Below are 11,236 nucleotides of genomic sequence, written 5' to 3' on the forward strand. Positions count from 1 at the left end.
TTGGCGTACTAGCTGCGTTCTGGGTTTAAGTATTTACGCGTTGTGTCGCCTAAGATATTGAAAATCATTACTACGATAAAAATTGCTATACCAGGGTATATCACCAGCCAGGGGGCACTCTGGAGGTAAGTTCTGCCTTCACTTAGCATATTTCCCCATTCTGGAGTCGGCGGTTGAATGCCTAGCCCCAGGAATGACAAACCAGCCATTGCCAACATCATATTGCCGATATCGAGGCTAAGTTGAGTAAGTAGTGCCGGCATCACAGCTGGGAGTAAATAACTCCAGAACAGTTTGAAGTTGCTAGCACCTGCCATACGTCCGGCTATGATGGCCTCGCTCTGCATTTCAGATTTAATTAGCACTCGGCTCAGGCGTGCAAATTTAGTCCACCAGATAATGCCTAACGCGATCATCATGTTAATGATGCCGGGGCCTAATAACCCAACAACTGCAATGGCAAACACCATATCCGGGAAAGCCAGCAATGCATCAGATAGTCGCATCAAAAAGGTATCAGTGTGACCACCTCGCATTCCGGCTAAGCTACCAATGCAGATACCGAGTACAAAGATAATGGCAAGCATGCCAAAGGTTATGCCTAGCGAAACTGCAGCACCGTGTAAAAGGCGTGACAGAATATCTCGCCCCACCTGATCGGTGCCGAGTAGGTACACGTCATTTGGAGGGGAGAGTATGTATAAAAAATCGGCTTCAAGTGGATCATGGGGTGCTAACAGTGGCCCGAGTAATGCGATCACCACAGTGAGCAAAGCAACGAACAACGCCAGGAAGAACTGATGTTTTTTATTAAATAGGGAATGGTTCATCTCTGTTAACCCTTAGTACTCAAGCGAGGATCCAGAAGTGAAGCTGCCATATCAGACAGTAAACTCACGCTCATGTAGATGACCACCATAATGACTACGTATGCTTGAAGTACTGGATAATCCCGAAATGAGATAGCCTCTAATGCCATGCGTCCAAGCCCTGGCCATGAGAAAATCGATTCCACCACGACGGTACCACCAAGCAATAGAGCACATGAGAGTCCAAACAGTGTCGATAGTCCGCCTAATATCGATGGCAGTACATGTCGCAATATAATCACGCTCTCTTTGGTACCTCGTGCACGAGCTCCCACGACATAAGGCTTGCTCATCTCTTCTTCGATCATCGCCTGGATTTGGCGGGTATATCGACCAATAAGCGGCAAAGCTAACGTCAGAGCAGGCAATACAATGCTGGAAGCAGCATATGGGTCTGTGATTTTGAACCAGTTTAAGTTCACTACAAAAGCAACGATCAACATTAAACCTAACCAAAAATCAGGGATAGAAATCGCGGCGAAAGCAAATATACGAAGGAATAGCTCCCCCCTTGACTCTCTTAAAAGTGAGCCAAAAACACCAAATAATGTTGCAAAGAAAACCATGATGAGAATTGCACATGCAGCAAGCTTGAACGTCATTCCCATCCGGTGGCTAACCATGTCAAACACCGGCTCGCCAGTTTTGAGAGAGGTTCCGGCATCAAGCTGTAAGATACCGGACAACCAATCAAAATATTGCACGATAAATGGTCTATCTAAGCCCATTGAAATTTGCATACTGCGAAGTGCTTCTTCACTAGGCGATACACCTCTGGCTTCAAAATGAGATCTGCGCTGGGTCTCCGGGGCTAAGCCAGGTAAGAAAGTAGGTAAGTAATGTTGCGGCCAGTACAACCAGAGCAAACTCTGCAAGTTTCTTAGCGATAGCGCTCATCTGAATTCCGAAAAACTGGGTGTTACAAATCAAAGTTGAAATAAATGGTAACAAATCTCATTAAGATCTGGAATGTTATACTATTACAAATGAATGTCTAGGTATATTTGGGCTTTCTATCGGTTTAGCAGGGTGTTTATGCAGAAAAAAGTTTAACCACTGTTTTATCTATTTATGCTGTGAATGGGTTTTTATTAAAGTTGTTTTTGGCCTTATTTCTCATGGTAGGGAGTTGCTCTAGGTCATGATGATAGCTCTTTGTGTTTTCTTCACATTTTATTAACAAGCAGTTTGTTGTTCAGAGTAAATTCGTTAGAGTAGATGCACTAAGAGAATAAGCCTCCAGTGTTTCAGAGATTGTAGATATGTATCCATTCTTTCGATTTATTAAAACAACCCTTCAGGCAAAGAAGCGCTCCAAAATTGCCTTTACTGATCAAAGTGCCATCCGATTCTACTGTCACCCGTGGGACATTGATATGTGGGGTGAAATGAACAATGGTAGGGTGCTCACTCTGTACGACATTGGGCGAATGGATGTGGCGATTCGGTGCAATTTAGATAAGGCCCTAATGAAAAATAAATGGGCGTTGGTGGTGGCTGGAAGTTCAGTTCGTTATCGTAAACGTATTAAGATGTTCGACCATATTACTATGAAAACTCAATGCGTTGGCGTTGATGATAAATGGTTCTACCTTGAGCAATCGATGTGGGTAAAGGACAAGCCCTGTTCTTCTGTATTGATTCGTGCAGGTATTACATCAAAAGATGGGCTGGTTCATCCATCATTGGTTGCTAACGCGATTGGCGCTGAATACACAGAGGGGAATCTACCTCTATGGGTAAGAGAATGGATAGACTCAGAGCAGCACCGTCCATGGCCCCCAACTGCTAACTAAATATCAGGGTGTTTAGCTAATTCGACTAATAATAAAGTCGATAAACAAGCGAATGCGCTTAGGCAGGTTATCCCGCGAAGAGTAATAGATCCAGACAGGTCTTGGTGAAACCCAGGAAGATTCAAGAACAGGAACAACATCGCCTTGTTCCAGATCTTTTTCCACATGCCACTTCCCCATATAGGCGAGACCAAGACTATTCTCCATAGCGATTTTAGCCGCGCTAATATTAGAGATATTCAGATTGCCTTTGGGGATAAACTGAATATGCTCACCTTTACTGTCCATCAGAGGCCAGAAGAATTTTCTGCCCGAAGAGAGTGGACGATAAGCGATACAGTTGTGTTCTGCCAACTCCTCTATAGATGTTGGTAGTCCAACGGTCTCTTTATACTCTCTACTGGCAAATAGGCCACCTTGCATATTGTATAAAGGTCTGGCTACCAGGCGACTATCTTCATTTATCTGATTGCCAACACCGATATCGAACCCTTCTTCAATAATGTCTAAAACCTGATCGTCAAAGACCAGATCTAACTCAATGTCAGGGTAAATCTTAAGAAACTCAGGGATATGAGGCATGATAAATTCACGGCCAAAACTATCCGGTAGGTTAACCCTTATTTTCCCAGCAGGACTTTTGTTTTGCTCTGTCAGTCCATCAATGCTGTTTTCGATTTCAGAAATCAGAGGATAGACTTGCTGATAAAGTGTCGAACCGTCTTCAGTTAAAGAAAACTGTCGAGTATTTCTGTGAAATAGCCGGACTCCGGTTTGCTTTTCAAGCGCAGCAACCCCTTTGCTTACTGCTGCGGCAGAGATTCCTAATTTTCGACCAGCAGCCGAAAAGCTGCCTTCCTGTGCTGCGACGATAAACAGTGGAAGCTGTGATGGAATCATGCTGACCTCGTAGATATGGGGTGTTCCTGCCTATTTTAACTTATAGGAGCTTATACGATCAGTAACCTTTGGTTATAACTGATATAACCTTTTACCCTCTACTGGTTATAAATCATGTAAGTAAAATATTGTGTAAAATCAGGAGAACAACATGCAACCAATATACGTTTATATCCAGTTTAATATCAAAGACATGGAAGCGTTCAAGCGCTATGGTGAAAAGGTTTCTGAAACAACGGAAATTTATGGTGGTAAGACGATTGCTATTAACAAAGCTCCAGCGGCTATTTATGGTGAAGTAGGTGCAGAGGTTTGTGTCATTCAGCAATGGCCTTCTCTGGAAACTGCACAAAAATGGCATGACTCTCCTGAATACGCGCCGCTTAAAAAACTGCGTGATGATGAAGCGATGAGTGATCTGAAGATCATTCCGGTTCCGGCATTATAATAAGAGGTGAAAGACCTTAGGGTAAGCAAGGCTAAAGCAATAAAATACCAAAACTCAGGCAGCAATTTTCAATCCTGAATACTTCTCTCTCGCTATTCTGTATACAGATTAAGCGAGGGGGATTCATAGATGAAATACGGTTTTTTATCACTATTATTGTTGGCAGGATCTACTGTTGCACAACCACTACCGACAGCAATTGACTGTTATCAAAGCAGTACGCAGGCGAGAGATATTGATGCGTATATGGCGTGTTTTACCGATGATGCTGTAATGGTTGATGTTTCTCGGACGTTTGAAGGTCAAAGTGCGATAAGACGATGGGCGCTTAATGAAGTCATCCCATCGGGCGATTCATTCTCACACAAAGATATACTGGAAACATCTCCGGGTTATGCCAAGACACTAGTCAAGTGGAGTGCCTGGAACGCCCATTATCATTACTGGTGGAATGATGGAGGGAAAATTACCCGTATGTCACTGCAATACGCAGATTAACTTCGGTTCTTCTCAGGCCTACAGACCTTACTTAACCAAATTTTTCATGTAATTCATTTTTTGTTGTATTTGCTTTCCTTTGAAGCCTGCCGCCGAGCCATCATACTCGGCGTTTTTTATTTGGCTTTTCTTACGCAGTTTCTTCCTTCTCTTTTACCTTTGTAGAGCGCCATATCGGCGTCGTGAATACAGCTTTTTAAGTCTATGTTGTCTGGAGTACAACTACTGACACCAAAGGTAATGGTTACCTGAAAATGTTCGTCTTTATGGGAAAAGCTTAACTTAGAAATCTCTTTACGTAAGCGTTCAACGATATCGGCAGAGGTATCTAAATCTGTATCCGGGAATATGATCAAGAACTCTTCACCTCCCCATCGCGCCACATGATCGTGCGGTCTGAACGAACGTGAAAGAATATCGGCGATAACAGCGAGTACATCATCCCCGCAATTGTGACCGTAATTGTCATTAATCATCTTAAAATGATCGACATCGCATAGCGCGATAGAGAAGCCTTTAAATTCATCGCTGTTATTCTGGTTAACCAGGCTGCGTTGCAGTATAGCGACGTTTTTTTCTAACACGTCCATCATTGCACGTCGATTTGGCAATTTAGTTAATAAGTCGGTCAGAGCAAGGGCTCTGATTTCGTCATTTTTCTTCTGCAAATCTTCATTCGCTTTTGCCAGCTTTTCCTGAGTTACCAGGCGCTCTTCTTCAAGACGAATCGCGGATGCAAAGGCTTCAATGATGTATTTTTCTATGTCAGTAAACTGACGTTTTTCAGTATCAACTACACACAGTGAGCCAACAACCTCACCCTCTAAAAGAACCGGAAATCCCAGATAGGATTTCAGTCCATATTCAGAAACATTCGAATCTAGCTTTTCCCAGTCAGTGCCCTCTAGGTCATCGAGTACTACCGAAGTGAGGTTACTATTGCAACGTTGGCAGATTGTCATTTCATAACAGATGTGCCCGTCAGGAGTATCTTCGCGCCTATACCCATCTGGTTCATGATCAATACACCATGTTTTAAGCACACCAGACTCTAGCCGATTATAAAGGGCCACGCTTGAACCAAGCACTTTGCCCAGAGTTTGAACCACGATAGATATGTTCTCTTTTGGATCTGGCCCAAGGCTATAGAAGTATTCAAATAAGAAACGTCGCATCTCTTCAAGGGATTTTTCTGCTTTTATTCGAGCGTCTGATTGCTGGTCTGCAAATGCTTTCCAGTCTATGGTTTGTTCTGGCATGTAAGGTTAGTCCGACTCTTCACTGTGCTAAGACATTAATATATTTATCACTTGAATTGAACGGGCTAAGTCACAAATGAAGCTCATTCATATATGAAAGTTATGAATGAGGTAAATCCGGTTGTAGGGATTTACGGGAATATTCGTTGCGGTAGTCCACGAAACATCAATGATGTACACTAGCTGTTAAATTTTGAGCAAGATCACATATACCATTCTAATGAATATTCGAGAAATTAGTTTAGATGAGGCTCTTCCGGTTCGTCACAAAGTTCTTTGGCCGAATAAGCCCGTCGAGTTCTGCATTGTTGAAGGGGATGAAGAGGGGTTACATCTTGGTGCTGAAATAGATGGTGAAATAGTGTCGGTGGCATCAATTTATATTAGCAACAATAAAGCCCGATTAAGAAAGTTCGCTACCTATCCCTTATATCAGGGGCAGGGCATAGGGACTGCTCTTATTGAATACGCTTTAGGCTATCTGAAAACGAGAAATATCGGTTATTTTTGGTGCGACGCAAGAGAGGCTGCTATTGGCTTTTATCAGCGCTTAGGGATGCAAACAGAAGGGCAGCGATTTTATAAGAGTGATGTTCCTTACTTTAAAATGGAATTATCGTTATGATGATTCAACTCTTTCTATTCAGTAAGTGTGGGTGAGCAAATGCACGAAAGGCTCATTATTCTATTTACGTTTATTACCATCTGTTTTGTTGCGGGTACATTATTTCAGCGCAGATATAAGTCATATAGCCAGCAACTGAGTCCTTTTCTGGGGAAGTTAACTCTTTTAGCTATTATCCCGTATACCATTTTCTCTTCCATCTGGCAGTTACCCAAAATAGAGGCTCAATTACTGTTTCTTCCTATTGTTGGATTAGGAGTAATCTTATTTGGTGGTTTGGTTGGGTTAGCCACAGTCAAGTTTAAAAGATTAGAGCCAAGACAAGCCGGAGCGTTAGTATCGGTCACCGGCTTTTATAATCTAGGTGCGCTTGGGAACCTTTGTGCCTTTTTTATATTTGGAGAGAGCGGTGTTGCGTTAGTAGCACTTTATAAATTGTTTGAAGAACTAATCTACTTTGCTGGACTATATCCTTACGCCAGACGCTGTAGTGAAGATAACTTTGCCGCAGGTAAAAGGTCATTTATCAGTGACCCGATATTTCAAGCGGCAATCAGTGCGATATTTTTTGGGTTAGTTTTAAATCTAAGTGGTGTGCCAAGACCGGAGTTAATCGGGGATATCAATCAATATGTAATTCCTACAGGGAGTTTGTTGATGGTCTTTGCTGTTGGCCTGACGTTTAACTTAAGAGGTGGCGAGCGATGGAAGAAATTGGCAATGAAGGTCTCGTTAACCCGAGCCGTGTTATCTCCAGTAGTTTCCGTGTTGCTTATTTCTGTATTCGGACTCTGGTCTATCTACGATGGACTTGTGGCTAAGGTTTGCATTCTGCTTGCGGTAATGCCGACAGGTTTTACATCTACGTTGCCAACAGTGCTCTATCGCCTGGATGGTGATCTGGCGAATACGTTCTGGTTCTACAGTTATCTGGCGTTTATTATCGCCTTTCCTGTGGTGGTTATACTTCTTAACTAAAGGCTTTAAGCAGCTAAATCGAAACTGTTTGATTTAGCTGCATTCCGCAGAGCGCAAAATGGTTCCAGGCATCAGGCTCCAGCTAAAAAGTAGACGCCACTGAACATAATACTTGCTCCCAAACCTCTTAGAGCCTTTCTTCGTGTATTGCATTGAGTGGAGAAAACACCAATGAAGACACCGATAATATGAATAGCAGTTGTGCCTATGATAAATCCGGCGATATAGCTTGCAGGACTTGCCATACTCGGCATTTCTAATCCATGAGCATAGCCGTGGAAAACAGCAAACAAAGCAGCGAAGGCTATCGCGAGTCTAGACGATAAGTTCCTATCCAGTGCAATACCAGCACCCAATACCAATACTGAAAGAGCGATGCCCAGTTCTATCGGTAACATAGGAACCTGAAGCATTCCTAATACGCCGCCAATAACCATTACCAGAACAAACGTCGTCGGTAGTTGCCAGATAGACCTACCACCTAGCTGCGCACTTAAAATGCCGATACTAAGCATCGCAAGAAGGTGATCCAAACCGAAAATAGGGTGCGTCACTCCAGACATAAAGCCACTACCGGATGCGTCACTATGGGCTAATGCAGGGGAGGAAATAAGGGCAAGCAGTAATAGAGGAGTTTTATTTTTCATTATTTGTCTCAGAATGGTTTTTATATTATCGAGGTGGAAGATCGTACTGTAACGTTGAATTTCGAACAGTGATTGATATTCAGTTTCAAGCACTTGTGGGTTACCAATAAGTATAGTGATAGTATATTAAAGAGTCGTTTGGTTAAGGGCCTAGATATGATAAATGTGATTGTCTTTATTTTGGTTTTAGTTGTACTTGCCGTATTTGGCATTTTTTACCGTCGGGAAAACAAACGCAGAAAAAGATCTGAAGCCATATTTAACAAGCGACTTGCTAACATAGACCGAATAAAAAGTGGTTTTAAGGGAGATCTCCAACGCTTAGGCGAGTTAGGTGTTTTATCCGAACAAGGAGAAGAAGCGATGTTCAGGCTAGCTAGTCACTATTTCCTATTTCAACCAGCGACGGCAAAAAGTGTAGAAGAGTTTGAAGAAGTACTAAAAAGCCTACTGATGGTGGTTCGGGAAAAGTTTCAACAACCCGAAAATAATAGCGCTGTATTTATCCGTCTCCACATGGATCAGTTTGTGAGCGCATTACCGCGTAGAGCGGCTGATTATACGCCAGAATTTTATAGCAATGAACTTCCGGTGTTGGTTGAGCAATTAGCTCAAGCTCAAGGGTTACTTGAGCAAGAAAATGATACTCTCTTTCCTTAAAAGTGACCATTAATGATGCTTGAGTTTTATTTATGAGTCTTAATAATTAACGTTAAGAATAGAAATCCGATGTCCCCAACTTTTGTGTTAGAATTCCCGCCTTGGGGATTTAGCTTGTAGCCAAAAATCACTCCAGGTGAGTGATTTTTTTTATTTATCTAAATGGTTAGAGCTCGCTGAATCAAATATTAATTGGATATGGAGTTGGTCTTTCTATTCGTTAATTCGAGTACGCAAACATCATAATTTATGAGTTTTAAATCAAAAAAATACAGTATTGATTCTACAGATTATCAAGTTGGACAAGATAATATTAATAAATGGGGCATGGATGTCCACAACACAGTCTTCACCGCCTCTGTTGGCCTATCTATTCTTTTCATCGTTACACTGCTAACACTTGCGCCAGCCGACGCAAAAGCAGCCATTGATTCAGTCAAAGGTGCTGTTTTATCAAACTTCGACTTCCTGTTTATGTGGGGAGCAAACTTACTACTTTTATTTGCTGTTGTTATTGCTGTTTCACCACTGGGTAAAATTCGCCTTGGGGGAGATACAGCAAAGACTGAGTATTCTACCGTCTCATGGATTGCGATGTTATTTGCCGCAGGTATGGGGATTGGTCTAATTTTCTGGGGTGTGGCGGAGCCAACGGCATTCTTCACAGATTGGTACGGCACTCCTTTAAACGTTGAAGCGTATACACCTGAAGGGCGCGAAGTTGCACTTGGAGCAACGGTGTTCCACTGGGGACTGCACGCATGGGCTATCTACGGCATGACGGCGCTATGCCTTGCTTACTTTGTATACAATAAAGGGCTTCCATTATCGATGCGTTCGGTTTTCTATCCGCTTCTGGGTGACAGAGTTTGGGGAAAAATTGGTGACGTAATCGATGTATTAACGGTACTGGTTACTCTGTTTGGTCTAGCGACATCACTAGGCTTAGGGGGCTCACAAGCGGCAAGTGGTATTAGCCATGTGTTCGGTTTCGCAAACAGCCTATACCTACAGCAGTTTATCATCCTGGTGATCATGGGCTTAGCCATTATCTCTGTAATTCGTGGTATGGATGGTGGTGTAAAGCTATTAAGTAACCTGAACATGATCATCGCATTTGTGTTCCTTGGGTTTATCGCTGTTCTAAACTTCACTACGGTTCTAGACTCATTGATGACCGCTGTTGTGGGCTATGTGAAAAATATCGTCCCTCTCAGCCAGACAACGGGCCGAGAAGATACAACGTGGTTGCACGGCTGGACGGTATTTTACTGGGCATGGTGGGTAGCCTATGCGCCATTCTTCGGTATGTTTGTAGCTCGTATTTCAAAAGGACGAACGGTTCGAGAGTTCCTTGTTTGTGTGATGATTATCCCTACTTTGGTAACGACAGCCTGGATGTCTGTATTTGGTGGCGTTGCTATTGAACAAATCATAGATAAAGTCGGTTTGCTTGGTATTGAGCAAGGGATAACGGACGTTTCTCTTAGCCTATTCTATATGCTAGATGCATACTCAATTGGCAATTTGCTTTCTGTTATTGCAGTAGCGCTTATCATCGTATTCTTTGTTACGACTCTGGATTCTGGCTCTATTGTAATTGATAGCATGACAGCTGGTGGTAAGCTGGAAGTACCGCTGAAGCAGAAAGTGGTTTGGGCAATCATTTCTGGTGTTATTGCTATGGTGATGTTGTGGATTGGTGGTACGCAGTCTATCCAGGCGTTGCAGTCGATCACCATCATTGCGGCTATGCCATTTACCATTATCTTGTTACTTGGCTGTATTAGCTTGATAAAAGGGCTACTGACAGAGGTCGACCCTTCAGATGATCCGCTGAAGTTGCCTAGTTAATTACCTATCTAGAACTTTAGCCAGATAATAAAAGCGCCCTGATAATCACTTATCAGGGCGCTTTTTTAAATACGGATTGTATTACTTAGTCTTTGCTGCTTCGATGGCCTGGCCTAGAACATCACGCGTGCCTAGTTCATCACCAGCGTTAAGTGTTAGAGAAGAGATTTGCCAGTCAGCGTCCGTTTTCTGCATCTCAAAAGTGTATGAACCAGAGATTTGCCAGAATCCGTCTTTGCCGATGTAGTGGCTAGCGACGATGTCTGCGGTCACTTCTGCGTTATCACCATCCTGATCAATCTTAATGTTGGTCATATCGTGGTAGGTAACGTCGAAACCAGGTAAAAGTGCTTCCCAGTTGTTCATCAAATCACCACGTTTGATGGAAGATACTTCACCACCAAATGCAGATGTGTAATCAATAACAACTTCTGGCGTGAACATTTGCTCCAGCGCATCGTAAAGGTTGCGATCAGCAAGGGTTGCCATGCTTTTTGCGGTTTGCGCGATTTTTGCTTCATCTCGCGTCATTTCACTAGCTTGTAATGTCATTGCACAAAGTCCTAATGCTAAAACTATCGATTTCTTAATCATCCTAAACCCCACATGTTTATCTTTCGGTACGGTAACAAAAGTGCTCACAACCATTTCAACAAGCACCTGAGAAGTGTGTTTAATTTACCGAGGATGAGTCGTGGTTGA

At 42.8% G+C, this 11,236-nt stretch carries 13 protein-coding genes; 7 read left to right on the forward strand and 6 right to left on the reverse strand.

Going from position 1 to position 11,236, the window contains the following annotated elements; all coding sequences use genetic code 11:
- Positions 1-8: 8 nt before the first annotated feature.
- Entirely contained in the window at positions 9-830 is an 822-nt protein-coding gene (locus tag P7F88_RS09845) for an ABC transporter permease (RefSeq protein WP_277824171.1), read from the reverse strand.
- Positions 831-835: 5 nt separating this feature from the next.
- Entirely contained in the window at positions 836-1,609 is a 774-nt protein-coding gene (locus P7F88_RS09850; RefSeq protein WP_277824174.1) for an ABC transporter permease, read from the reverse strand.
- Positions 1,610-2,131: 522 nt separating this feature from the next.
- Between P7F88_RS09850 and P7F88_RS09855 the strand changes: the two genes are divergently transcribed.
- A complete protein-coding gene (locus P7F88_RS09855; RefSeq protein ID WP_277824176.1) occupies positions 2,132-2,665 on the forward strand; it encodes an acyl-CoA thioesterase in 534 nt (177 codons plus the stop codon).
- A 12-nt stretch (positions 2,666-2,677) separates the two neighbouring features.
- Here the strand turns inward: P7F88_RS09855 and P7F88_RS09860 are convergent, their stop codons facing one another.
- Positions 2,678-3,565 carry a LysR family transcriptional regulator gene (locus P7F88_RS09860; RefSeq protein ID WP_277824178.1) on the reverse strand — a complete coding sequence of 296 codons (888 nt, stop codon included), beginning with the start codon at positions 3,563-3,565 and terminating at the stop codon, positions 2,678-2,680.
- A gap of 151 nt (positions 3,566-3,716) precedes the next feature.
- Here P7F88_RS09860 and P7F88_RS09865 point away from each other — a divergent pair, with 151 nt between their 5' ends.
- Positions 3,717-4,013, forward strand: a complete 297-nt coding sequence (locus P7F88_RS09865) for a DUF1330 domain-containing protein (RefSeq protein ID WP_277824180.1) — start codon at positions 3,717-3,719, stop codon at positions 4,011-4,013.
- 129 nt (positions 4,014-4,142) lie between these two features.
- On the forward strand, positions 4,143-4,511 hold the full coding sequence (locus tag P7F88_RS09870; RefSeq protein ID WP_277824182.1) for a nuclear transport factor 2 family protein: 369 nt from the start codon (positions 4,143-4,145) through the stop codon (positions 4,509-4,511).
- Positions 4,512-4,627: 116 nt separating this feature from the next.
- On the opposite strand, the gene P7F88_RS09875 is transcribed toward P7F88_RS09870, so the two are convergent.
- Positions 4,628-5,770 carry a sensor domain-containing diguanylate cyclase gene (locus tag P7F88_RS09875; RefSeq protein WP_277824184.1) on the reverse strand — a complete coding sequence of 381 codons (1,143 nt, stop codon included), beginning with the start codon at positions 5,768-5,770 and terminating at the stop codon, positions 4,628-4,630.
- 220 nt (positions 5,771-5,990) lie between these two features.
- On the opposite strand from P7F88_RS09875, the gene P7F88_RS09880 reads away from it, so the two are divergent.
- Both P7F88_RS09880 and P7F88_RS09885 read left to right on the forward strand, forming a co-directional pair.
- A complete protein-coding gene (locus tag P7F88_RS09880; RefSeq protein WP_277824605.1) occupies positions 5,991-6,395 on the forward strand; it encodes a GNAT family N-acetyltransferase in 405 nt (134 codons plus the stop codon).
- Between the two features lie 39 nt (positions 6,396-6,434).
- Positions 6,435-7,373, forward strand: a complete 939-nt coding sequence (locus P7F88_RS09885) for an AEC family transporter (RefSeq protein WP_277824186.1) — start codon at positions 6,435-6,437, stop codon at positions 7,371-7,373.
- A gap of 71 nt (positions 7,374-7,444) precedes the next feature.
- On the opposite strand, the gene P7F88_RS09890 is transcribed toward P7F88_RS09885, so the two are convergent.
- The gene (locus P7F88_RS09890) at positions 7,445-8,020 is read right to left on the reverse strand and encodes a HupE/UreJ family protein (RefSeq protein ID WP_277824188.1); all 576 of its coding nucleotides are present in this window, start codon (positions 8,018-8,020) and stop codon (positions 7,445-7,447) included.
- Positions 8,021-8,176: 156 nt separating this feature from the next.
- On the opposite strand from P7F88_RS09890, the gene P7F88_RS09895 reads away from it, so the two are divergent.
- Positions 8,177-8,680 (forward strand): hypothetical protein, encoded by a 504-nt coding sequence (locus tag P7F88_RS09895; protein ID WP_277824190.1) that lies wholly within the window; start codon positions 8,177-8,179, stop codon positions 8,678-8,680.
- A 249-nt stretch (positions 8,681-8,929) separates the two neighbouring features.
- Positions 8,930-10,534, forward strand: a complete 1,605-nt coding sequence (locus tag P7F88_RS09900; protein WP_277824192.1) for a BCCT family transporter — start codon at positions 8,930-8,932, stop codon at positions 10,532-10,534.
- Between the two features lie 81 nt (positions 10,535-10,615).
- On the opposite strand, the gene P7F88_RS09905 is transcribed toward P7F88_RS09900, so the two are convergent.
- The gene (locus tag P7F88_RS09905; RefSeq protein WP_277824194.1) at positions 10,616-11,086 is read right to left on the reverse strand and encodes a nuclear transport factor 2 family protein; all 471 of its coding nucleotides are present in this window, start codon (positions 11,084-11,086) and stop codon (positions 10,616-10,618) included.
- Between the last annotated feature and the right edge of the window lie 150 nt (positions 11,087-11,236).

The sequence above is a fragment of the Vibrio hannami genome (assembly GCF_029589055.1).
Taxonomy (GTDB): domain Bacteria; phylum Pseudomonadota; class Gammaproteobacteria; order Enterobacterales; family Vibrionaceae; genus Vibrio; species Vibrio hannami.

Coding starts and splice junctions, on each gene's coding strand:
- P7F88_RS09905 (WP_277824194.1), bottom strand. CDS start 11,086: ATGACATTACAAGCTAGTGAAATGACGCGAGATGAAGCAAAAATCGCG.
- P7F88_RS09900 (WP_277824192.1), top strand. CDS start 8,930: ATGAGTTTTAAATCAAAAAAATACAGTATTGATTCTACAGATTATCAA.
- P7F88_RS09885 (WP_277824186.1), top strand. CDS start 6,435: ATGCACGAAAGGCTCATTATTCTATTTACGTTTATTACCATCTGTTTT.
- P7F88_RS09870 (WP_277824182.1), top strand. CDS start 4,143: ATGAAATACGGTTTTTTATCACTATTATTGTTGGCAGGATCTACTGTT.
- P7F88_RS09850 (WP_277824174.1), bottom strand. CDS start 1,609: ATGCAAATTTCAATGGGCTTAGATAGACCATTTATCGTGCAATATTTT.
- P7F88_RS09860 (WP_277824178.1), bottom strand. CDS start 3,565: ATGATTCCATCACAGCTTCCACTGTTTATCGTCGCAGCACAGGAAGGC.
- P7F88_RS09865 (WP_277824180.1), top strand. CDS start 3,717: ATGCAACCAATATACGTTTATATCCAGTTTAATATCAAAGACATGGAA.
- P7F88_RS09895 (WP_277824190.1), top strand. CDS start 8,177: ATGATAAATGTGATTGTCTTTATTTTGGTTTTAGTTGTACTTGCCGTA.
- P7F88_RS09880 (WP_277824605.1), top strand. CDS start 5,991: ATGAATATTCGAGAAATTAGTTTAGATGAGGCTCTTCCGGTTCGTCAC.
- P7F88_RS09875 (WP_277824184.1), bottom strand. CDS start 5,770: ATGCCAGAACAAACCATAGACTGGAAAGCATTTGCAGACCAGCAATCA.
- P7F88_RS09890 (WP_277824188.1), bottom strand. CDS start 8,020: ATGAAAAATAAAACTCCTCTATTACTGCTTGCCCTTATTTCCTCCCCT.
- P7F88_RS09845 (WP_277824171.1), bottom strand. CDS start 830: ATGAACCATTCCCTATTTAATAAAAAACATCAGTTCTTCCTGGCGTTG.
- P7F88_RS09855 (WP_277824176.1), top strand. CDS start 2,132: ATGTATCCATTCTTTCGATTTATTAAAACAACCCTTCAGGCAAAGAAG.